Source organism: Nisaea denitrificans DSM 18348 (genome assembly GCF_000426505.1).
Classification (GTDB): Bacteria; Pseudomonadota; Alphaproteobacteria; order Thalassobaculales; family Thalassobaculaceae; genus Nisaea; species Nisaea denitrificans.
Genome location: NZ_AUFM01000001.1, coordinates 28802 through 49931 on the forward strand (window position 1 = coordinate 28802; position 21130 = coordinate 49931).

Below are 21130 nucleotides of genomic sequence, written 5' to 3' on the forward strand. Positions count from 1 at the left end.
TCGCTGGGCTTCGGAGTTCTCGCGCTTTCCGATCCCTTCTCGACCGCCCCCGAAAACAAGCGCGTTTTTTCGAGCCGAATTGATCAAAGTCAAGGTTCGCCTCCCGGGGGTGGTGCAGGTTGGGCTCGAATGATTTTCGAGCGAGTCTGGAGCCATTCGTGCCTTTCTTTCGAGCACCGTTCCTGCAATTGCATGCCCTGTTCTTCAGTGCAGCCCTGGCGTTCCTTCTGTTGGGAACGCCGGCGCACGGAGCTTCCCTCGTGCAGTCGTTTCTGGAAAAGGTTCCGGCCGGCGATCTGGTTCCGGGCGCCGAGGCCTATGGCGCCTTGAGGGACGATGTGCCGGTCGTTCCGGCACTCAAAGCCGGTCAGACCGTCGGGTGGGTCTTCCTGACCTCCGATTTCGTCTCCACGACAGGGTATTCCGGCAAGCCAATTCATACCCTGGTCGGGATCGACAAGGAGGCGGTGCTCACCGGCGTGCAGCTGGTCAAGCATTCCGAGCCGATCGTGCTGATCGGGATCCCGGACAGCGAGATCCGTGCGGTCACGGAGAGATATGCCGGCCTCGACCTGAAGGCCGAAGCCGCCGCCGGTGGATCGGCGCACGATCTCGACATCATTTCCGGTGCCACGGTCACTATCATGGTGATCGACGACTCGATCGTCCGCGCCGGGATCAAGGTCGCGCGCCGGCTCGGCCTCGGCGGATTGAAGGAGGACGCCGCTCAGGCCGGCCCGGGCAAGGTGATCGATCCGGACATGCGCGAGGTCTCGGACTGGGCCACGCTCACCGGCGACGGATCGGTGCGCCGGCTGTCGCTAGACGTGGCCCAGATCAACGAAGCCTTCCGCGAGCAGGGCGATGCCGCTGCCATTGCCCGGCCGGAACGCGGTCCGGATACCGATACCTATATCGACATGTATGTTGCCCTCGCCGATGTCCCGTCGATCGGGCTGTCGCTCCTCGGGGAGGCGGAATACGCCAATCTGCGCGCCAGGATGGCGGAGGGCGAGCACGCCATTCTGGTGATGGGACGGGGGCGCTATTCCTTCAAGGGCTCGGGGTATGTCCGGGGCGGTATCTTCGACCGTATCCAGCTCATCCAGGACGATAATTCTGCGCGCTTCCGGGATCGCCAGCATGCCCGTGTCGGCCAGATCGCGGCTGAAGGAGCACCCGCCTTCACCGAGATGGACCTGTTCATCGTTCCCGCCGAGACGGACTTCGATCCGGCCGGGGATTTCCGCCTCCAGCTGCTTGTCCAGAGGGCCGTCGGGGCGATCGACAAGGTGTTCCTCACCTTCGATCTCGGCTACCGGCTGCCCGACCGCTACCTCAAGACCGTTGCACCGGTTTCCGAGGCGGATCAGGCATCGGCCGAACGCGCCGACCTCGGAGACCGGGCCGCGATGCAGGCCCTCTGGAAACGGATTTGGAACGACCGGAAGTTTGACATCCTGATACTCGCCGCAGCCGTCGGGGTGCTGACAGCGGTGTTCTTTTTCCAGATGCAGGTCACGCGGAACGAGCGTTTCACCTTCTGGTTCCGGATTGCCTTCCTGACCTTCACGCTGGTCTGGCTCGGCTGGATGCAGAACGCGCAGCTTTCGGTGGTCAACGTGCTGGCCCTGTTCTCAGCGCTGACGACCGAGTTCAGCTGGGACGCATTCCTCATGGACCCGCTCGTGTTCCTGCTCTGGTTCTCGGTCGCCGCCGCGCTGCTGTTCTGGGGACGGGGCGCCTATTGCGGCTGGCTCTGCCCGTTCGGCGCGCTGCAGGAACTGACCAACCGGCTCGCCAAGCTGGCGCGGATCCCGCAGTTCGAGGTTCCCTGGGGGCTGCATGAGCGGCTCTGGCCGATCAAGTACATCATCTTCCTCGCGCTCTTCGGGCTCTCGCTCTACTCGCTCGACGTCGCGGAGCATTATGCCGAGGTGGAACCGTTCAAGACGGCGATCATCCTCAAGTTCCAGCGGGCCTGGCCGTTCGTGCTGTTCGTGGTGGTGCTGCTGGGGATCGGCCTGTTCATCGAGCGCTTCTACTGCCGCTACCTCTGCCCGCTCGGCGCGGCGCTGGCGATCCCGGCCCGCTTGCGGATGTTCAACTGGCTGAAGCGCTACCGGGAATGCGGCAATCCCTGCATGCGCTGCGCCAATGAATGCATGGTCCAGGCGATCCATCCCGAGGGCAACATCAACCCGAACGAGTGCCTGAACTGCCTGCATTGCCAGGTGCTCTACCAGCACGACCAGAAATGCCCTGTCTGCATCAAGAAACTGGCCAAGCGCGCGCGTCGGCAAGCGCTTTCCAGCCCGAATGGGCCTGAGCTGCCGCAAAAAGTGTCAAAGGCTCCGGCCGAATGAGTTCCGAAGACGAAACAAGGAGATACGTCATGACGGAAGATAGCAAAGTCTCTGGTTTTTCCCGCCGCGATCTGCTCGGCGGCACGGCGACGACCGCGCTCGTGGCTGTCGGCATGGGGGCGACCACGATCGCCAATCCGTTGCCGGCCAAGGCTGCCGAGGGTGGCCAGAAGTTCGAGCTCTCCCCCGGCGAACTCGACGAGTATTACGGCTTCTGGTCGTCCGGGCAGTCCGGCGAGCTCCGTATCCTTGGCGTTCCGTCGATGCGCGAGCTGATGCGGGTGCCGGTGTTCAACCGTTGCTCCGCAACCGGCTGGGGGCAGACCAATGAGTCGTTGAAGATCCTGACGGAAGGCCTCCTCCCGGAAACCAAGGCCTACCTCGCCGCCCAGGGCAAGGTGACCTACGACAACGGCGACCTGCATCACCCGCACATGTCGTTCACCGACGGTACCTATGACGGCCGCTATCTGTTCATGAACGACAAGGCGAACACCCGGGTCGCCCGCGTCGACTGCGCCACGATGAAATGCGACAAGATCATCGAGATCCCGAACGCGCACGACATCCACGGCATGCGGCCGCAGAAGTACCCGCGGACCGGCTACATCTTCGCCAACGGCGAGCACGAGGCTCCGCTCGTCAACGACGGCAAGATCCTGGATGAACCGGACAAGTATTCCTGCGTCTTCACCGCGATCGACGGCGATGAGATGAAGGTCGCCTGGCAGGTCATCGTCAGCGGCAACCTCGACAACTGCGATGCCGACTACCAGGGCAAGTACGCCTTCTCCACCAGCTACAACTCGGAGATGGGCACCAACCTGGCCGAAATGACGGAAAGCGAGCTCGACCACGTCGTCGTGTACAACATCAAGCGGATCGAGGAAGGCGTGAAGGCCGGCGATTTCCAGATGCTGAACGGCGTGCCGGTGCTCGACGGGCGCAAGGGATCGAAATACACCCGCTACATCCCGATCCCGAACAGCCCGCACGGCTGCAACGCCGCACCGGACAAGAAGCACATCATGATCGCCGGCAAGCTCTCGCCGACCGTCTCGATCATCGACGTGACCAAGCTCGATGCACTGTTCGAGAGCGACGCCGACCCGCGCTCGGCCATCGTGGGCGAGCCGCAGCTCGGCCTCGGTCCGCTACACACCGCCTTCGACGGCAAGGGCAATGCCTTCACCACGCTCTTCCTCGACAGCCAGGTCGTGAAATGGAACATCGACAAGGCGATCCGCGCATATGCGGGCGAGGATGTGGACCCGATCATCTCCAAGGTCGACGTCCATTATCAGCCGGGCCACAACTCGACCTCCATGGGCGAGACCGCGGAAGCGGACGGCAAGTGGCTGATATCGATGAACAAGTTCTCCAAGGACCGGTTCCTCAATGTCGGCCCGCTGAAGCCGGAGAACGAGCAGCTCATCGACATCTCATCGGACGAGATGAAGGTGGTGCATGACGGCCCGACCTTCGCCGAGCCGCATGACAGCATCATCGTCCACCGCTCGAAGCTCAACCCGAAGACGGCGTGGGACCGCAATCATCCCATGTTCGCCGACGCGATCGCGCAGGCGAAAGCCGACGGGGTCGATCTCGAGGACGCCGCGCATGTGATCCGCGACGGGAACAAGGTGCGCGTCTACATGTATTCGGTAGCGCCCACCTTCAGTCTTGAGAAGTTCACCGTAAAGCAGGGCGACGAAGTAACGGTATACGTCACAAATCTGGACGATATCGATGACCTGACGCACGGTTTCTGCATGTCGAACTTCGGTGTTGCCATGGAAGTGGCGCCGCAGGCGACTGCCTCGGTGACCTTTATTGCGGAGCGTCCCGGCGTGCACTGGTACTATTGCCAGTGGTTCTGCCATGCCCTGCACATGGAAATGCGTGGGCGGATGTTCGTCGAACCGCGGGCGACCTGAGCGATGAAGCGCGTTCTCTCCATAAGCGGCATCCTGCTCGCTCTGTCACTTACGGCGGGCCTCGGTGCGCCGGCGGTGGCGGCCGAGCGTAGCGTGCCAGCGGGCGGGGACGCGCTGAGGAAAGCCATCCGGGCGGCCGAGGACGGCGACGTGCTGCGCCTCGCGCCCGGAACACATGAGGGACCGGTCGTCATCGTCCGGTCCCTGACCCTCGACGGCGGCGGTCATGCCGCCGTCGTCGGGATCGGCGAAGGCAGTGTGATCACGGTCGACGCGGCGGACGGCGCGATCATCGGCCTGACCGTTACGGGCTCGGGACTCTCGCAGCAGACGCTCGATGCCGGCGTCAAGCTGACGGGCAAGGCCGTGCGGGCGAAAGTGCGCGACAATCGCATTCTCGACAATCTGGTCGGGGTCGACGTGCATGGCGCGAAGGATGCGCATGTCGCCGGCAACCTGATCGAGGGGCGCCGGGACCTGCGCATGAACGAGCGCGGCAACGGCATCTATGTCTGGAACGCGCCGGGCCTGCTGGCCGAATTCAACACCATCCGCTTCGGCCGCGACGGCATCTTCGTCAACACCAGCCACAGGGACGTTTTCCGTGGCAATCGGTTCGAGGATTTGCGCTTCGCGATCCACTACATGCACGGCAACGACGGCGAGATAATCGGCAATCTCTCGATCGGCAACGATATCGGCTATGCGCTGATGTTTTCCGACCGTCTCACGGTTCGCGGCAATGCTTCGATCGGCGACCGCAATCACGGCCTGATGCTGAACTATGCCAACAACGCGGAGATCGCCGGGAACCTTGTCCGCGCAGGCGGCGAGAAGTGCTTGTTCATGTACAATGCGAACAAGAACACCGTCACCGGCAACCGTTTCGAGGCGTGCCCGACAGGCATTCATTTCACCGCCGGGTCAGCGCGCAACGAGTTCTCCGGCAATGCCTTCATCGGCAACCGGACGCAGGTGAAGTATGTCGGCAGCCGCAATCTCGAATGGAGCGGTGGCGGGCGCGGCAACTACTGGAGCGATCACGCCGCGTTCGACGCCAATGGAGACGGCATCGCCGATACGGTCTACAGGCCGAACGACATGGTCGATCAGATTCTCTGGACGCAGCCGGCGGCAAAACTGCTGATCGGCAGCCCCGCGGTCCAGCTGCTGCGCTGGACGCAGTCACAGTTTCCGGCGCTCCTGCCGGGCGGCATCGTCGACAGCGCGCCGCTGATGCATGCCCCCGAAATCGCAACCCCGCGCGCGGGAACAGACGGATGAACGGTTCCGCCCTCAATCTCGACCGGGTGGTGAAGAGCTTCGATGCGCACCGTGTCGTCGACGGCGTCTCCTTCGAACTTGCGGCCGGCGAGCGGGTGGCGCTGCTCGGCCATAATGGTGCCGGCAAGACCACCCTGTTCAAACTGATCCTGGGCTTTCTCGTGCCGGACAGCGGCGCGATCTCGGTGCTGGGAGCGGCGCCCGGATCGGCCGGAGCGCGCAACGCCGCCGCCTATCTGCCGGAGGCCGTCGCTTTCCACAAATCGCTGACCGGCGAAGAGGTCATGCGCTTTTTCGCCCGCCTGAAAGGCGCGGATCCTCGGAAAGCGATGCCTTTGCTGGACCGCGTCGGTCTCGCCGACGCCGGTCGCCGGAGCGTCGGCACCTATTCCAAGGGCATGCGCCAGCGTCTCGGTCTGGCGCAGGCGCTGATCGCCAGCCCAAGACTGGTGCTCCTCGACGAGCCGACCAGCGGTCTCGATCCGATCTCGCGGCAGAATTTTTACGAGATCGTCGAGGAGGTCGCGGCGGGCGGCACCACGGTCCTGCTGTCCTCGCACGCCCTGACGGAAGTCGAGGCCCGGACCGACCGCATCCTGATTCTCTCGCGGGGCAAGCTCGTCGCCGACGATACCTTTGCCAGCCTGCGGGCGGCGGCCCGCCTGCCAATCCGCCTCAAGGTCCAGGGCACCGAGGCGAATGTGGAAGAGATCGCCAGCAGGCTCGGCGGGACCAGGGTCAACGGCCGGTCCGTCGAACTGATCTGCGATCCGTCAGAAAAGACCGCGCGTCTCGCCGCGATCACCGCACTCGGCCCTCTGGTGTCCGACATCGACATCAGCCTGCCCAGTCTGGACGACATATACCGCCATTTTTCCGGCGCAGACGGGAAAGGTGCCTGAAACATGTTCACCCGCATTCTCACCATCGCGGCCCAGGAAATCCGCATCGGCCTGCGCAATCGCTGGATCCTGCTTTCGGCGGTGATCCTGTCGGCGTTTTCGCTGGCTCTGGCGCTTCTCGGCTCGGCCCCGGCCGGCACGCTCGGGATCGACCGCATGACCGTTACAGTAGCCTCGCTGGCGACGCTATCCGTCTATCTGGTGCCGCTGATCGCGTTGCTGCTTGCCTTCGATTCCGTCGCCGGCGAGATCGACCGAGGGACGCTGCTACTGGTGTTTTCCTGCCCGATTTCGCGCGGCGAATTCCTGGTCGGCAAGGCGGTCGGCCATCTCGCCGTACTGGCTCTGGCCCTGGTCTTCGGCTATGGCGCCACGTCGGCACTTCTGTTCGCGAGCGGCGCCGGTTCGGCGACCGGGCTGATCGATTTCCTGCGCCTGATCGCGACCTCGGCGTTGCTGGGTCTTGCCTTTCTCGCGGTCGGCTACGTGCTCAGCGCGCTGACCCGTCAGGCCACCACGGCGGCAGCCCTGGCCGTCGGCGTCTGGCTTCTCCTCGTCGTGCTCTATGATCTCGCGCTGCTCGGAGCGCTGGTCGCTGACGCCGAAGGCTTCTTTGCCGCGAAGGCGCTGCCATTCGCCATTCTTTTCAACCCGGCTGACGCGTTCCGTCTCTTCAACCTCTCCGCGCTCGGGGCCAGCGACCTTGTCGGCGGCATGGCTGGGGTGTCGGAAAATCTGCCGTTCGCGCCCGCCGCCGCGCTCGCGGCCATGGCTGCTTTCACAATTTTGACACTCTCGCTCGCCGTCGCACTTGTCCGGAGGATCTCGCCATGATGCCTCGCCTCGCTCTTCTGTTCGTTCTCGTGCTCGCCGTTGCCGGCTGCAAGGAGGAGGCCGCGTCCGTGAAGCCGGCGCCGGTCCAGCTCACCCTGGAGGCGGCAGGCCATTATTGTCAGATGACCGTGCTCGAGCATGACGGCCCGAAGGCGCAGATTCATCTTGCCGGCAACAGCCATCCCTTCTGGTTCACCCAGGTTCGTGACGCGGTGGCCTTCACCCGTCTGCCGGAGGAGCCGAAGGATTATGTCGCAATCTACGTGAACGACATGGCCAAGGCCGAAAGCTGGGCCCAGCCCGGCACCGCGAACTGGATCGATGCCGAGGCGGCCTGGTTCGTCATCGGCAGCCGCCAGCTCGGCGGCATGGGGGCGCCGGAAGCGATTCCGTTCGGCACGCGCGCGGCGGCAGATGCCTTCGTGAGCGAAAATGGCGGCGCGGTCGTGCGCTTCGGAGAGATTCCCTCCGAATATGTCCTCGCTCCCGTGGACTCGGGGAATCCGGGCGCCCCGATGTCACGCTCCGAGCCCGCCGGGGGCGGTCACGCTACCGGAATGCATCACGCCGCATATGCGGGAGAGGTAAAGCCATGAGCATGTCACAGGGCGCCGCGGGTCTGTCCCGTCGCCGGTTTCTCGCGATCTCGGCAGCCGCGGCCGGACTGGCTGCGGTCCCGCTCGCCGCGCGTGCCAGCGTGCCGGTCCGGCGTTGGCAGGGCATCGCTCTCGGAGCGGCCGCCGAGATCCGTCTGGCGCATCAGGACAAGGCGGCAGCGGAGCGGATCTTCGCCCGCGTTGAGCGGGAGATCCGCCGCCTGGAGTCGATTTTCAGTCTTTACCGGCCGGAAAGCGCGCTCTCGCGCCTCAATCAGGATGGCCGGCTCGACGCGCCACCGCTCGACCTGGTCGAGCTTCTCACACTCTGTCACCGTCTGCATGGCGTCACCGGTGGGGCGTTCGATCCGTCGGTACAGCCGCTCTGGCAGGCCTATGCGGAAGGCTTCGCAGCGTCTGAGAAAGGGCCGGAAGAAGCGGCAATCAAAGCGGCTCGCAGTATGTTGGGTTTCGATGCGGTTGCGAGCGGCACGGATCAGATCCGCTTCCCGCGCGCCGGCATGGCGCTTACCCTGAACGGCATCGCCCAGGGCTTCGTCACCGACCGCGTCTCTGTTTTGCTGGAGAGCGAAGGCATGACCGATGTCCTGGCCGATCTCGGAGAGATCCGGGCCACCGGATCGGACGGTGGCGGAGACGGCTGGCGGGTCACTCTCGATCCGGAGCGTTCCGGCTCCGCGACCGGCAAGCTCGGCCTTCGCAACCGGGCCGTCGCAAGCTCGGCATGTCTTGGCACCACCTTCGATGCCGCCGGCCGTGTCGGGCATATCCTCGATCCGCGTTCCGGACTCCCCGCGCGCGCGGAACTCGCCGCGGCAAGCGTGATCGCGGAGAATGCGGCGCTGGCGGACGGGCTCTCGACGGCGGCGCTTGTCTGCGGACGTGATGCGCTGGCGGGGGTTCTAAAGGCGTTTCCGAGCGTCTCCGCCCGACTGATCGATATGTCGGGCAAAGTCGAATGGCTCCGCGGCTGACACCGCCGTCCGGAAGATCAGCCCCGGGAGCGCAGGATCTCGGCGCGCTCCTGCTCGAAGAAATCTCGCAGGATCTCGACGTCGCTGATCGTCGCCATGTTCTGTTTGACCCGTACGCCGTATTCCCGAAGCCGCAGGAAGGCGCGGGAAAGGCTTTCCGGCTTCATGCCGAGGTGCCCCGCGATCAACGCCTTGTCATATGGCAGGACAATCGTGCAGGCCCCGGTGTCCACAGGCGCCAGAGAGAGCAGAAACTCAGCCAGTCTCTGGGCCCCCGTATGGGCCTTGAGCTGCTGGACCTGGTGGACCAGTCCGTGAAGATGCTGAGAGAGTGACGCGAGCATTTTCAGACCGATCTCGGGGGCACTGCGAATCACATCCGGCAGGCGCCGTGTTGGAATAATCAGGATCCGTGTGTCCGTGACGCTCTCGGCACTGGCGGGATAGACGCCGGACGTAAAAGCGACTGCCTCCGCGAAGCTCTGACCGCGCGTGAACACGCCGACCACTGCCTCTCCGCCGGAATGAGTCAGACGGTATATTTTTACCCATCCCTCCAGGATGATGAAGAAAGCAGACGCTGGGTCTCCCTGCATGAACAGGGTCTCGTTGCGTCCCATTGACTTGACTGCGGCTTCGGCCAGCAGCGTCGTGAGGGCGCCTTCGCTCAGGTCTTTGAAGAGCGAAGCCTGCCGGATAAGGGCGGTGTCTTCCGGAGAGAACTTGATTGTCATAAGGCCACCTGAAGATCATGGTGCATCGACGCTGGTTCTAGAGCCAGAGTTCACCGCGATCCAGATGTATATCCGCTTTACTCTGGAACCCGACAGGCTAAGAACCCAAGACTTGAACTATTCTGGCGTGTTTGATGCTCAGTAGATATTTGCTGATTTGAAACGAGATCCGGTCTCGACCCCTCAGCCGGGATGTGATTGCAAGTGTCGGGGAGGTACAAGCCCAGCAGAACACCGGTCCATGTTGCGTCAGCGAACGACCGCTTCCCACCCGAAGCGGGCAGTGGTGCTGCGCGATAGGGATCGTTTCGGCATGGGCGGAGACCCGCTTGCGGGGCTCCGCGGAGCGACCGAAGGACGCGGAATAGAGCCCGGACCCAACGGGGATCGCCAAACAAGCCCGGATAAGATCGAAACTTATAACGTCATAACACTTTGATAATACTATTAATTTTATAAAAACTTCTCATAATTTAAGCATGCAGCCCACAGTTGAGGCATGTTCTTACAGCTGCCACCACAAACCATCGATCTAACTATCTAAAAAATTCCCATCATATCTCTTGACCCTCCACCAACTGGAAGGACCAGAGTCAATTATCATCAAACTAAATAGATCTGGAAGCGAGCTGACTATGGTCAATTTGTCGTCAGAAACGCGGAGTTCCGGGAAGACGATTGTTACCCGGGATCCGGTGTGCGGCATGATTGTCGAGCATAGAAAAGATGATCTGACACTCAATCATGCGGGTCACCTGTATCACTTTTGCAATCCAAAATGCCTGACCAAGTTCCAGTCCGACCCCGAGAGTTATCTGAGGAGCGAGGACCCGGTCTGCGGCATGTCGGTTGACCACTCCAGTGCCGCGCATATGCAAAAACATGGCGGGGAGAAATTTTATTTCTGCTCGTCCTTGTGCGAAGACAAATTCCTGGCAGCTCCCGATACTTATATGACCGGCAGGCCAGCGCATGAGCCGATGCCGGAAGATACCCTCTTCACCTGTCCGATGGATCCAGAGATCATTCAAGAAGGCCCCGGAGACTGTCCGATCTGCGGCATGGCGCTTGAACCGTTGTTGCCCTCGGCCGACGCGGGCCCAAACCCTGAACTGATCGATTTCACCAAGCGATTCTGGGTTGGTGCGATCCTGACTCTACCCGTTCTGGTTTTGGCCATGGGGCCGCACTTAGGCATACCGGTTCGCGAATGGCTCGGCGAACAGATGGCGAGTTGGGCTGAACTCGTTCTGGCAACGCCGGTCATACTCTGGTCCGGCTGGCCATTTTTCGTGCGTGGCTGGAAATCGTTCCTCTCCCGAAACCTGAACATGTTTTCCCTGATCGCACTCGGTGTCGGGGCGGCATATGGTTTCAGTTTGATTGCAACGATTCTGCCACAGACGTTCCCCGATGGCTTCAGAAACAGTGACGGGTCGGTCGGTGTCTATTACGAGGCCGGAGCGGTCATCGTGATTCTGGTTCTACTCGGTCAGATCATGGAACTGTCCGCTCGAGAAAAGACGTCGGGAGCAATCAAAGCCCTGCTGAGCCTTGCGGCAAAGACTGCGATCATTGTCCGGGACGATGGAACAGAGGAAGAGATTGATCTTGATCAAGTGGTCGTCGGCAACCGGTTACGCGTCCGACCGGGAGAAAAGGTTCCCGTCGATGGCGTCGTCCATGAAGGTCGCACATCGATTGACGAGTCGATGATCTCCGGCGAGTCTATTCCCACGGAGAAATCATCCGGAGACACCGTGACCGGCGCGACGATCAACCAGTCGGGTTCGATCATCATGGAAGCGCGGCGCGTCGGCAAGGACACCCTGCTCAGCCAAATCGTCGACATGGTGAGTCAGGCGCAACGCAGCAGAGCGCCGATTCAGCGGCTAGCTGACACCGTGGCCGGATGGTTTGTCCCTGCTGTCATCTTGATAGCGGCCACGGCTTTTGCTGCTTGGTCAATATGGGGCCCGCCGCCGGCCATGGCCTATGCATTGGTTGTCGCCGTTTCGGTGCTGATCATTGCTTGCCCCTGTGCGCTCGGGCTCGCAACGCCGATGTCCATCATGACTGCGACGGGCCGAGGCGCAGAAGCTGGCGTGCTTATCAAGAACGCCGAGGCTCTCGAACGGTTTTCCGCTGTCTCTATACTGGTTGTGGACAAGACGGGCACTCTGACCGAGGGGCGCCCAAAGCTGGTTGCTGTGGAAACTGCGGAAGGATTTGACGAAACTGAGCTTCTGACGCTCGCGGCAAGCCTGGAGCGCGGCTCGGAACACCCCCTTGCCGAGGCCATCGTGAAGGGCGCAAAGGAAAGAGGTCTTACTCTACGCTCTGTCGGTGAGTTTGAAGCAATCACGGGTATGGGGGTGGTCGGCAGTATCGACGGAACTGAGGTCGCTCTCGGCAACGAAAGACTTCTTTCAAAACGAAACATTGAAACCGGAGAACTGGGCGAGGCGATCAAGGCCCGTCAAAATGACGGCGAGACAGTGATGTTCGTCGTAATTGACAAAAAGGCGGCCGGTCTTATCGCAGTGGCAGACCCGATAAAGGAAACTACACCGGCAGCACTCAAGGCGCTGCGGGATGCCGGGCTACGGATTCTTATGGCGACAGGCGACAACGCCAGGACCGCGAAAGCGGTCGCCGATCGCCTTGGAATTGCGGAGTTTCGCGCTGATGTCTTGCCGGAAGACAAGGTCAACATCGTCCGGGAGCACCAAGGGCAGGGCCAAAAGGTTGCAATGGCTGGCGACGGTGTGAACGACGCGCCGGCGCTGGCACAGGCGGATGTCGGCATTGCGATGGGTACCGGAGCCGATGTTGCAATCGAGAGCGCTGGATTCACGCTGGTAAAGGGCGATCTACAGGGCATCGTACGAGCGCGTCACCTGTCGACGGCGACGATGCGAAATATCCGTCAAAACCTGTTCTTTGCCTTTATCTACAACGCAGCCGGCGTGCCGATCGCTGCGGGTGTGCTCTATCCTGTTTTTGGGATTCTGTTGTCTCCAATCCTTGCGGCGGCGGCCATGAGCCTTTCGTCGCTTTCCGTGGTCGGCAACGCGCTGCGTCTCAAACGAGTCCGGCTAAAGTAAGGCTACGTGGCACCTTACTGGGCCGCACACATCCGGCGCTTACAGCTCGTGAGGAAAAAATGAGCATTCTCAAGAATATAGGTCAAGCATCAAGAGCGTCGAACCTGCCGGTCAAGACAATCCGCTACTACGAGGATATCGGTTTGGTTGTGGCTCCACGCTCCGAGAACGGTTACCGGCAGTATGGAGACATCGAGATCCACAAATTGCGCTTTGTTCAAAGAGCCCGGAGTCTTGGTTTCTGCGTCGATGATTGTCGAACGCTTCTGTCGCTTTATGAGGACTCGGGGAGGAGCAGTGCCGACGTGAAGAGACTTGCCCAGAAAAACCTGGATGAGATCGAGGTGAAGATCGTCGAATTGAGAAATCTCCGTGAGGTTCTTGTTCACCTTCTCGATCATTGCGCTGGGGACGATCGCCCTGAATGTCCGATTATCAACGATCTTTCCGGCGACGGTAGCTCCGGGAACCTTATACGTCACTAAGCTCACGCACACGGGAGGACAAAACATGCTAATCCGACAAGGTATCTGCAGCCTAACTGCTTTAGCTGGATCAGCGGCCCTCGCGCGCACCGCGACAGCAGCTCCAGGCGACGGTTTCTACGGCGAACACATGATGTACGGCGGCTGGTTCATGGGGCCATTCATGATGCTGGTCGCGCTTGGACTGATCATTGTCGCAATTGTTGTCGTCAGCCGCTTGTTCGGGTCTGGAAGCAGTGCCGGCTCCGCCTTGCGCATCCTTGAAGAGCGTTTCGCACGAGGGGAAATCGACAGAGAAGAGTTCGAGGATCGAAAGAAGGCACTTTCGCGGTGAAGGCCCGAAACATCGTACTCGGGGCCGCTGCGATCGTCGCGATTATCGGAACCGGCTTGGCCGCTTTTTATTGGCAGGGACAGAACAATACGTCGGCCCCCGCGTTGGATACCAACAATCCGGAGCTCGTGACCGCCGGGAAAATTATCTACGCCGAAAATTGCGCAGTTTGCCACGGACATAATCTGGAGGGGCAGCCGTCCTGGAGACAAAGAAGAGCGGACGGGCGGCTACCCGCACCGCCTCACGATAAGAGCGGCCATACGTGGCATCACCCGGATCGCATCATCTTCGAACTGACAAAATTCGGTCCGACCGTTTTGGTGGGTAACGGATACGAGAGCGACATGCCCGGCTTTGACGAGATCCTCGACGATCGAAGCATCGTTGCCGTGCTGTCTTTCATCAAGAGTACCTGGCCACGGGAAATTCAGCAAAGGCAACAGAAAGTCACGCGTTCGGACAAGGGAGAATAGTATGCGAGTCCTTACATCGACTGCGATTGCGTTATTGGTTCTGTCCACTTCCGCATGGAGCCAGGAGGTCAGACAACCAGACCTGAAAGGCGCGGCAGTATTTGGGAAAATCGCTTACGACAAATTCTGCGCAGCATGCCATGGAATAAATGGCGTGGGGACCGACAAGGGTCCTCCATTCCTGCATCGTGTATATGCGGCGGGCCACCATAGCGACGAATCCTTCTATCTCGCAGCCCTGCGCGGCGCACGAGCCCATCATTGGCGGTTCGGAGATATGAAGCCCGTTAATGGCGTGACCGAGAAGCAAGTCGAGATGATCGTTAAGTACGTTCGCGCTCTGCAACTTGCAAACGGGATCCGGTGAGAGAATGGGGGGTAGCGAAAGTGTTTCTGTACGCTTTCTTCTTGATCTGGATCAAGGCACCAAACGCTGAGATTGTCCAAGTTACTCGAAAATAGGAAGATAGAGAATGCTTGGCATTTTTGGCAGAAAGAGAGCTTATTGGGCGGCACCACTTTTCGTCGCAATGGCCTTTCTGTCTCTAATTGCCAACAATGCTGTCGTGATCGATCCGTGGGAATCCCAAGCGCATCATACCGAGTTGACCGTGCAGGATTTTGACGAACAGGACACTGATTCAGAAAACACTTCTCCCTCCGATCCGGAGGTGCGTTGTCATCTCACATTCGCTTGTCTGACTTTTATTGTCGCGAATGATGTTTTGCGGCTTTTCCATCTTGTTTCGAGACATTTCCATTCCCAGTCGAATTTCCTTGGTGACGGATTGGCTGTGACTGGCCTGCTCAGGCCGCCATCGTTGAGCAAATCGGTCTAATGGCTTTTCCGAAGGCTTGGCCAATTGGCGAGCCGTTTGATGGGGCTAAGGCGTGCCTCCGTAATTCCGGGCCGCCTGGTCTCTGCCAAACAATCTGAAAAATATTCAAGCGCCTGATCTCTCTGGGGGTGACCTCCGAGGGTCATGACCAGAATCCATGGAGAGAACGATGTCGTCGAGATTTTCTCAGCGATCCCGGTGCTGTCTCGTGACAGCGAATTCCTTTGCTAGCGCTTTCTCATCTCACCTGAAAGTCCCATTCTGTATGCCATTTGGGGCGATCATTGTTACTGCTATCCTGAGCTTCACCTCCAGTATGGTTTATGCCCAGACAATTTATATCCCGGAAGGGAGCGCGAATTCGGTTCTCGTTGTCGATGGTGCAAACGGATCTACGATCCGCCGAATTGACGGATTGGAAGCGGTCCACGGTCTGTCTGGAACAGCGAATTCCGGCGTTCTCGTCGCCGGAAGCCTTATAGAAACGGACAAGCCCGTGGAGGCTCCAGCTTCCGTAACTGCTGACGAGCATACTGCTCATCATGGGGCCTCTGGAAGAGCGATCGGGCCAGACATTGCAGGTATCAGCATCCTCTCCATCATCGACCGAGCTTCAGGAACTATCATTCGTCGATTAGAAGTTCCCGGTGCAGTACATCACACGGCGATGTCCCCAGATGGCCGCTACGCAGTTGCCACCCATCCCGGGGCCGACGGCATCTCTATAATCGATTTGAGCAACTATGAGGTCACCGGATGGGTTCCAACCGGCCCGATGCCTAATTACGTAATCATTGAACAGTCATCCCAAACGGCTTTTGTGACGAACACCGGGAACGGGACTGTAAGCGAAGTCGATCTTGCGCGCGCATTTGTTAGGCGCAATTTTCTCGCGGGAGAAGCGCCTGAGCATATGGCGTACGGACTGGGTACCGGAACTCTTTACATCGCAGATGCCGGGACAGGCCGCGTCATCGAGCTGGATGTCAACACCGGTAAAGTTCTCCGAGACATTGCCATCGATAGTGAAGTTCACGGTCTCGATCTGTCAGATGACGGAGAACGTCTGTTTGTCGCAGTTACAGGAAGCGATGCCGTTGCGTCCATAAACCTAAAATCAGGCTCGATTGCGACCTACCCTCTTGGTTCCGAACCATATCACGTGACCACGATTCCGAATTCTGGTCAGGCTCTAGTCTCATCCAGAGCTAACCCAGAAGCTTGGGTGGTCGACATCTCGAGCGGCGCAGTGGTCAAGAGGTTCCAACTCTCCGGAGTGGGGCATCAAATGGTCGTAGTCAGATGAATGGTGGATTCGATACCGGATCTACCCTTCCTCAGTTACTCGAAGCACATTGAACGACAGCCTCGGAGCTGTTGGTTGGATGGTATAAATGAACTCCTTGTTTAATCGCAGGTCTATTGCTTACGCAGGATTTATTCTAATCGCCGGATACTTCCTCTGGACAGAGCACTCGGCCCACATTCAGTTAGCCGTACCCTACCTCCCCTATCTCCTACTTCTTGCATGTCCGTTGCTTCATGTTTTCATGCATGGAGGACACGGGCACGGCAACGAAGCTCCGGCCGATTCCGATCACAGCCCCAGATCGAAAAAAGGAAACGAAACACCGAGATCATTCGGCGAACAAGCCGGGGAGCGGAATAATGACTGAGCCGCAGGCTGACTACGGATTGTGGTCATTGGTGATCATCAATTCGGCCGTGTTCATCATTTTCGCTTTCAGCTTCTTCAAGCCGCAGACGAAACGCGACTGGAGGTCTTTTGGTGCCTTCAGCGCCTTTTTGATCGCTCTATTCACGGAGATGTACGGGTTTCCTCTGACCATCTACCTGCTGTCAGGCTGGCTGCAGAGCGCCTATCCGAATATCAACTGGCTCGCTCATGAATCGGGGCATCTCCTGGAAATGATATTCGGCTGGGAAAACAATCCCCATTTTGGGCCGTTCCACCTTCTAAGTTTTCTCTTGCTCGGCATCGGCTTCCTTCTCCTGTCAGCAGCATGGCCCGCCCTCCATCAGGCGCAAAAGGAGGGAAGGCTCGCCGTAGCCGGTCTCTATGCGCGTATCCGGCATCCTCAGTATGTCGGTTTCGTCGCAATCCTGACCGGGTTTCTCGTCCAATGGCCGACGCTACTCACCATCGCGATGTATCCCGTTCTGCTGTTCATGTATTGGCGCCTGTCACTGTCGGAAGAAAAGGCCGCCGAAGCCGCCTTCGGCGAAGAATACCGCCGCTATGCCGAACGGACACCCCGTTTCATCCCACGCTTCGGAGATCCGCTTCCATCGAGTGGAGGCCCTCGAAATTGACCTTCGGCTATCGCTTCACATTGCCGGTCAAACACATAGCTGCAACGGTCACGGTCATATCCATGGCCGGACTACTCTATGCGCTCGCCTCAGCGGTGCCTTGGTGGTCCGCCGACCAAATCGTGGTCAAGATCGCGGATACCGGTCAATGGGGTCCAGTGATTCTCATGCTCATCATGGCAGCCGCTGTCGTGTTCAGCCCCATACCAAGCGCCCCGATCACATTGGCGGCGGGAGCGGTCTACGGGCATCTATGGGGCACTATATACGCACTTGCTGGTGCCGAGATCGGCGCACTAATCGCATTCGAACTCGCCAGACGGTTCGGGCGAGAACGGATTGGCCGCTGGATCGGGACGATCTCGCTTCCGCGAACGGTGAACTCCCAAGTCGGCCTCACCACGGTCGTATTTATCGCCCGCTTGCTGCCGGCTGTGTCCTTCGACGTGATCAGCTATGCCGCAGGCCTCACTCGCTTGGATCGGTCGTGGTTTGCCCTCGCGACCGCCGCCGGGATGATACCGGCGACGTTCCTGCTATCGCATACCGGCGCCGGTCTCAGGGCGATAGAAGATGACGGCATGGACATCCTTTTCAGTCTCACGGGGCTCGGACTCTTGTCGGGTATAGGCATCATTTTCGGTCTTTGGAGAACCAGGGCCGGAAGCCCAGAAACCTACGCGCAAACACTTGAGGAGAACTCGATCAAATGAACAGCGCCAAAAACGAAAAACGCGAAGCAAGCTATCAAGCCGACTCATTGTCACTCGGTGGCGCCGTCGCCATGGGAACCGGAGTCATGATCGGCGCCGGGATCTTCGCCTTGACGGGCCAAATAGCAGAACTGGCAGGGCCTTTGTTTCCTCTGGCTTTCATCGTTGGGGCCATAATCACCGGGTTCAGCGCCTACAGTTACATCAGCATGTCGAACGCTTGGCCCTCTTCCGGCGGGATCGCAATGATCCTGCAAAAATGCTACGGACCGGGGGCAGTCGCCGCCGGCGCCGCGCTCCTAATGGCGCTGAGTATGGTTATCGCCGAGAGTCTCGTTGCGAGAACTTTCGCGACTTATGTGCTGCGCCCCTTCGATATCGCGGACGGACCGTTGGTGCCGATACTCGCGGTTGGGGTCATCGTGTTCGCGTTTCTGATTAACATTGCCGGAAACCGGTCCGTGGGGTTGTTCTCGATCTTGATGGCCGCTGTCAAGATCGGCGGTATTGCCCTGTTCGGGATCGCCGCACTCTGGTCAAGCGGCTTCAGCTTTGCAGCCTCTTCCTCCAATCCCGGAAGCTCGTTCGGCCCGATAGGTTTCGTCGCATCTGTAGCCTTGGCAATCCTAGCCTTTAAAGGGTTCACGACCATCACCAATAGCGGTGCCGAAATCACGAACCCGCATCGCAATGTGGGCCGCGCTATCATGATCTCGATCGTAATTTGCGTGCTAACCTATCTTCTCGTCGCTTTCGGGGTCGGCTCGAGCTTAAGCCTCGACGAAATCATTGCTGCAAAGGACTATTCCCTAGCAGAAGCAGCTGAGCCGGCTTTTGGCAAGACCGGTTTTTATATGACTGTGCTCCTCGCAGCCGTTGCAACGGTTTCAGGCGTCCTCGCGAGCGTCTTCGCCGTATCCCGCATGCTTGCCATGCTGACGGACATGAAGATGATCCCCCACAGCCATTTCGGCATGTCCGGGACAATCCAGCGACACACGCTGGTCTACACCGTGGTGATCGCGTCGATCCTCGCTGTTTTCTTTGACCTGAGCCGGATTGCGTCACTCGGTGCATTCTTCTACCTCGTGATGGATATGGTGGTGCATTGGGGTGTGTTCCGCTTCCGGCGCCACGAGATCGGAGCGTCGGCGCCGGTGTTGCTGCTGGCGCTCGGATTTGACGGCACCGTGCTTGCTGCATTCACTCTGATGAAGCTGGATACCGATCCAATGATCGTGTTTTACGCGGCCGGGGCGATTATCTCGGTCTTCGTCTTCGAGCGCTTCTATCTGGCTCGTTGGCTGGCTCCGCAAACCGAACACAGCCATTGAGGACGAAGCTTCGTGACAGGGCGACCTGCTAGGGGGAACGCTCCGCCTTCAAAGCCATCGACACCCGTTGAGCGTCACGGATGGGCGTGGGCGACGACGGGAATGCTGAACCTGCGGAAGTGAAGGGTCAGATGAACCGTGTCGCCATGACTGATCGGTTCCCGGACATCAAGCAGCACCGCTTCGACATGCGAGGTTCCGAGGTCTAGGCGTTCGCGATCCAGAATCGCCAGCTCGGGGACAGGGCTCATTCCGGTGATTGGAAAGCGCAGCCGCAAGGCACCGGACGACGCTGTGCCGGAACTCACCCCGGTGAGTGTGAGCGGCTGTCCGCTCTCATTCTCTATGGCGAACTTGACACGCGCCGAAGCCCCTTGCGTGGCAGGTTCAACGGAGAGCTGCTCAATGGAGATGGCATCGAAGACATCTTTGGAGATGTCCGCATTCGCATGTCCGAAGCCCTCTGAAAACATCAGGGAGGCAAATATGGCGAGCCCGGCGCGGAGAGCCGGTTTTCCCTTGATGACATCCAGTCTCATGCTGTCCTCCGCTCCATGTTGCCAAGATCCACAAGTTCTTCGTCACCGCTCTGGTGGCGGGTTTCGTGAATGAAGTCCTGAAGTGCTGCGTAGCGAATCTTCACATCTTCAAGGATTTGATAATGTTGAAAAAGCTCCCTCAGAGGTGCTGAGATGTCCTTGTAGGCGGCAAGCGCGGCGACAAGCGCGCCAATCGTCAGGCGACCCTCGAGGACAAGGTACCCTCCGATGGAGTAGAAGAAAAACGGGGTGAGCGAGGTCAGGAAGTTGTTCAGCGCTTTCTGGAAGAATTTCCAGCGGTAAATCTTTTCACGCACTTCCTCGAGAAACCGGATCCTCTTGCGTATGGAAAACCGGATACCGGACGAACGCGGGGCGCCACTGTCCTGCAAAACAGCTCCAAGCTCTCGGCCGAAGGCCCGGGTTCCGGAAACTCTCGTTCGTGTCAGCGCGTTCACACGCCGCTGGATTTTAGGGATCAGTGCAAGCTGAACCGGCAGCAGGGTCAGGGCGGCTGCGCCGAGTACGGGGTCCTGGAGGAACATGAAAAACAAGATTGTCGCCAGAGTCCCGCCCTGGAAAACGGGAACAGCGAACGCATCGGCAGCAAATCCGCCTATCGGCTCAATTTCCTGTGTGATCAGCGGGATGACTTCGGTATCCCGCTCTCCGTGAGCCCTGCGTTGCCAATGCCGGAATATGGTCAGGCGAAGGCGACGGAGAAGGCGCTCACCGACACGTCCTTTTCGAACATTGAGCCAGTACTTGGCGAGGCCGTTTGCGGCAATGGCGAGGAGATACAATCCGCTGAGCACGAATAGTAGGGTTGTTTCCGAGAAGCCGAACCGGTCGATCACTGATTCCGGTCTAGCCTCCGATAGTGCGTTATTGATGATCAGTTTTGGCAGTTCGAGCGTGGCATACAGGATGGGAAGCGAGAGGAGGCCGGCTGCGATCAGCATTGCCTGTTTCCGTGCCGAGTAACTGAGCACGAACGCATATATCCCCGCTTCACCCTGCGCATAGGTTCGCTTGGACGGGAGTGATTTTGCCCTTGCGCGCGCATTGTTCCAAAGCGCCTTGACCAGGAAATACAAACCCACGGTGACCAGGGCGAGCGGCGCCCAGACCAATACGACATGCATTACCGGGTGCAGCCACATAGGGACCGATGGTCCTATCTTGTGGCCCAGTGCATGAATGATTTCGTCCAGGAACGGATGCCGGGGATCGATCATCTTCAGGGTTCTCGCCGTATATCGGTATTTTGGGTTTCAACTACTCCGGCGAAGTGGACCGCCGGAGTAGTCGATGAGATATA

21 protein-coding genes are annotated in these 21130 nt (G+C 59.5%); 18 read left to right on the forward strand and 3 right to left on the reverse strand.

Annotation, left to right across the window (positions count from 1 at the left end):
• Positions 1 to 158: 158 nt before the first annotated feature.
• From K328_RS21845 to K328_RS0100225, 7 genes are read left to right on the forward strand one after another with little or no spacing between them, the layout of a single operon-like run.
• Positions 159 to 2366: a NosR/NirI family protein gene (locus K328_RS21845; protein WP_205620554.1), complete on the forward strand. Its 2208-nt coding sequence runs from the start codon at positions 159 to 161 to the stop codon at positions 2364 to 2366.
• 29 nt (positions 2367 to 2395) lie between these two features.
• Complete coding sequence (gene nosZ, locus K328_RS0100200; protein WP_028464252.1) at positions 2396 to 4303, forward strand: TAT-dependent nitrous-oxide reductase; 1908 nt, start codon at positions 2396 to 2398, stop codon at positions 4301 to 4303.
• A gap of 3 nt (positions 4304 to 4306) precedes the next feature.
• The gene (locus K328_RS21850) at positions 4307 to 5587 is read left to right on the forward strand and encodes a nitrous oxide reductase family maturation protein NosD (protein ID WP_036552897.1); all 1281 of its coding nucleotides are present in this window, start codon (positions 4307 to 4309) and stop codon (positions 5585 to 5587) included.
• On the forward strand, positions 5584 to 6489 hold the full coding sequence (locus K328_RS0100210) for an ABC transporter ATP-binding protein (RefSeq protein ID WP_028464253.1): 906 nt from the start codon (positions 5584 to 5586) through the stop codon (positions 6487 to 6489). The genes K328_RS21850 and K328_RS0100210 overlap by 4 nt, the downstream gene beginning before the upstream one ends.
• A 3-nt stretch (positions 6490 to 6492) precedes the next feature.
• Positions 6493 to 7323, forward strand: a complete 831-nt coding sequence (locus tag K328_RS0100215) for an ABC transporter permease (protein WP_028464254.1) — start codon at positions 6493 to 6495, stop codon at positions 7321 to 7323.
• Positions 7320 to 7919, forward strand: coding sequence for a nitrous oxide reductase accessory protein NosL (locus K328_RS21855; protein WP_156901126.1), 600 nt, complete (start codon positions 7320 to 7322; stop codon positions 7917 to 7919). Before K328_RS0100215 ends, K328_RS21855 begins: the two co-directional genes overlap by 4 nt.
• A complete protein-coding gene (locus tag K328_RS0100225; protein ID WP_245577357.1) occupies positions 7916 to 8914 on the forward strand; it encodes an FAD:protein FMN transferase in 999 nt (332 codons plus the stop codon). Before K328_RS21855 ends, K328_RS0100225 begins: the two co-directional genes overlap by 4 nt.
• A 17-nt stretch (positions 8915 to 8931) precedes the next feature.
• Here the strand turns inward: K328_RS0100225 and K328_RS0100230 are convergent, their stop codons facing one another.
• Complete coding sequence (locus K328_RS0100230) at positions 8932 to 9648, reverse strand: Crp/Fnr family transcriptional regulator (protein ID WP_051284214.1); 717 nt, start codon at positions 9646 to 9648, stop codon at positions 8932 to 8934.
• 635 nt (positions 9649 to 10283) lie between these two features.
• Here K328_RS0100230 and K328_RS0100235 point away from each other — a divergent pair.
• The 11 genes from K328_RS0100235 (at position 10284) to K328_RS0100280 (ending at position 19270) form a co-directional block, all read left to right on the forward strand.
• A complete protein-coding gene (locus tag K328_RS0100235; RefSeq protein WP_028464257.1) occupies positions 10284 to 12755 on the forward strand; it encodes a heavy metal translocating P-type ATPase in 2472 nt (823 codons plus the stop codon).
• 59 nt (positions 12756 to 12814) lie between these two features.
• The gene (gene cueR, locus K328_RS0100240; protein ID WP_036552900.1) at positions 12815 to 13240 is read left to right on the forward strand and encodes a Cu(I)-responsive transcriptional regulator; all 426 of its coding nucleotides are present in this window, start codon (positions 12815 to 12817) and stop codon (positions 13238 to 13240) included.
• Positions 13241 to 13265: 25 nt separating this feature from the next.
• Entirely contained in the window at positions 13266 to 13574 is a 309-nt protein-coding gene (locus tag K328_RS0100245; RefSeq protein ID WP_084608014.1) for an SHOCT domain-containing protein, read from the forward strand.
• A complete protein-coding gene (locus K328_RS0100250; RefSeq protein WP_036552904.1) occupies positions 13571 to 14050 on the forward strand; it encodes a c-type cytochrome in 480 nt (159 codons plus the stop codon). The genes K328_RS0100245 and K328_RS0100250 overlap by 4 nt, the downstream gene beginning before the upstream one ends.
• 1 nt (position 14051) lies before the next feature.
• The gene (locus tag K328_RS0100255) at positions 14052 to 14417 is read left to right on the forward strand and encodes a c-type cytochrome (RefSeq protein ID WP_036552905.1); all 366 of its coding nucleotides are present in this window, start codon (positions 14052 to 14054) and stop codon (positions 14415 to 14417) included.
• Positions 14418 to 14523: 106 nt separating this feature from the next.
• Positions 14524 to 14889: a hypothetical protein gene (locus K328_RS0100260; protein WP_028464262.1), complete on the forward strand. Its 366-nt coding sequence runs from the start codon at positions 14524 to 14526 to the stop codon at positions 14887 to 14889.
• A 208-nt stretch (positions 14890 to 15097) separates the two neighbouring features.
• On the forward strand, positions 15098 to 16195 hold the full coding sequence (locus tag K328_RS0100265; RefSeq protein ID WP_156901127.1) for a YncE family protein: 1098 nt from the start codon (positions 15098 to 15100) through the stop codon (positions 16193 to 16195).
• A gap of 88 nt (positions 16196 to 16283) precedes the next feature.
• Positions 16284 to 16565, forward strand: a complete 282-nt coding sequence (locus K328_RS26220; protein ID WP_084608015.1) for a DUF2933 domain-containing protein — start codon at positions 16284 to 16286, stop codon at positions 16563 to 16565.
• Positions 16558 to 17223 (forward strand): methyltransferase family protein, encoded by a 666-nt coding sequence (locus K328_RS21860; protein WP_036552909.1) that lies wholly within the window; start codon positions 16558 to 16560, stop codon positions 17221 to 17223. Before K328_RS26220 ends, K328_RS21860 begins: the two co-directional genes overlap by 8 nt.
• Positions 17220 to 17936, forward strand: coding sequence for a TVP38/TMEM64 family protein (locus tag K328_RS26225; protein WP_084608016.1), 717 nt, complete (start codon positions 17220 to 17222; stop codon positions 17934 to 17936). Before K328_RS21860 ends, K328_RS26225 begins: the two co-directional genes overlap by 4 nt.
• The gene (locus K328_RS0100280; RefSeq protein WP_028464264.1) at positions 17933 to 19270 is read left to right on the forward strand and encodes an APC family permease; all 1338 of its coding nucleotides are present in this window, start codon (positions 17933 to 17935) and stop codon (positions 19268 to 19270) included. The genes K328_RS26225 and K328_RS0100280 overlap by 4 nt, the downstream gene beginning before the upstream one ends.
• A gap of 74 nt (positions 19271 to 19344) precedes the next feature.
• Here the strand turns inward: K328_RS0100280 and K328_RS0100285 are convergent, their stop codons facing one another.
• Together K328_RS0100285 and K328_RS21870 are read right to left on the reverse strand one after the other, a co-directional pair.
• On the reverse strand, positions 19345 to 19809 hold the full coding sequence (locus K328_RS0100285) for a copper chaperone PCu(A)C (RefSeq protein WP_028464265.1): 465 nt from the start codon (positions 19807 to 19809) through the stop codon (positions 19345 to 19347).
• On the reverse strand, positions 19806 to 21047 hold the full coding sequence (locus tag K328_RS21870) for an ABC transporter ATP-binding protein (protein ID WP_051284216.1): 1242 nt from the start codon (positions 21045 to 21047) through the stop codon (positions 19806 to 19808). The genes K328_RS0100285 and K328_RS21870 overlap by 4 nt, the downstream gene beginning before the upstream one ends.
• Positions 21048 to 21130: the final 83 nt, after the last annotated feature.

Excerpts from the sequence above, each read along its gene's own strand:
- K328_RS26220 (WP_084608015.1), top strand. The coding sequence starts at position 16,284 with ATGAACTCCTTGTTTAATCGCAGGTCTATTGCTTACGCAGGATTTATT.
- K328_RS21870 (WP_051284216.1), bottom strand. The coding sequence starts at position 21,047 with ATGATCGATCCCCGGCATCCGTTCCTGGACGAAATCATTCATGCACTG.
- K328_RS0100235 (WP_028464257.1), top strand. The coding sequence starts at position 10,284 with ATGGTCAATTTGTCGTCAGAAACGCGGAGTTCCGGGAAGACGATTGTT.
- K328_RS21850 (WP_036552897.1), top strand. The coding sequence starts at position 4,307 with ATGAAGCGCGTTCTCTCCATAAGCGGCATCCTGCTCGCTCTGTCACTT.
- nosZ (WP_028464252.1), top strand. The coding sequence starts at position 2,396 with ATGACGGAAGATAGCAAAGTCTCTGGTTTTTCCCGCCGCGATCTGCTC.
- K328_RS0100280 (WP_028464264.1), top strand. The coding sequence starts at position 17,933 with ATGAACAGCGCCAAAAACGAAAAACGCGAAGCAAGCTATCAAGCCGAC.
- cueR (WP_036552900.1), top strand. The coding sequence starts at position 12,815 with ATGAGCATTCTCAAGAATATAGGTCAAGCATCAAGAGCGTCGAACCTG.
- K328_RS21860 (WP_036552909.1), top strand. The coding sequence starts at position 16,558 with ATGACTGAGCCGCAGGCTGACTACGGATTGTGGTCATTGGTGATCATC.
- K328_RS0100285 (WP_028464265.1), bottom strand. The coding sequence starts at position 19,809 with ATGAGACTGGATGTCATCAAGGGAAAACCGGCTCTCCGCGCCGGGCTC.
- K328_RS0100215 (WP_028464254.1), top strand. The coding sequence starts at position 6,493 with ATGTTCACCCGCATTCTCACCATCGCGGCCCAGGAAATCCGCATCGGC.
- K328_RS0100255 (WP_036552905.1), top strand. The coding sequence starts at position 14,052 with ATGCGAGTCCTTACATCGACTGCGATTGCGTTATTGGTTCTGTCCACT.
- K328_RS0100225 (WP_245577357.1), top strand. The coding sequence starts at position 7,916 with ATGAGCATGTCACAGGGCGCCGCGGGTCTGTCCCGTCGCCGGTTTCTC.
- K328_RS0100230 (WP_051284214.1), bottom strand. The coding sequence starts at position 9,648 with ATGACAATCAAGTTCTCTCCGGAAGACACCGCCCTTATCCGGCAGGCT.
- K328_RS0100260 (WP_028464262.1), top strand. The coding sequence starts at position 14,524 with ATGCTTGGCATTTTTGGCAGAAAGAGAGCTTATTGGGCGGCACCACTT.
- K328_RS0100210 (WP_028464253.1), top strand. The coding sequence starts at position 5,584 with ATGAACGGTTCCGCCCTCAATCTCGACCGGGTGGTGAAGAGCTTCGAT.
- K328_RS21855 (WP_156901126.1), top strand. The coding sequence starts at position 7,320 with ATGATGCCTCGCCTCGCTCTTCTGTTCGTTCTCGTGCTCGCCGTTGCC.
- K328_RS0100245 (WP_084608014.1), top strand. The coding sequence starts at position 13,266 with ATGCTAATCCGACAAGGTATCTGCAGCCTAACTGCTTTAGCTGGATCA.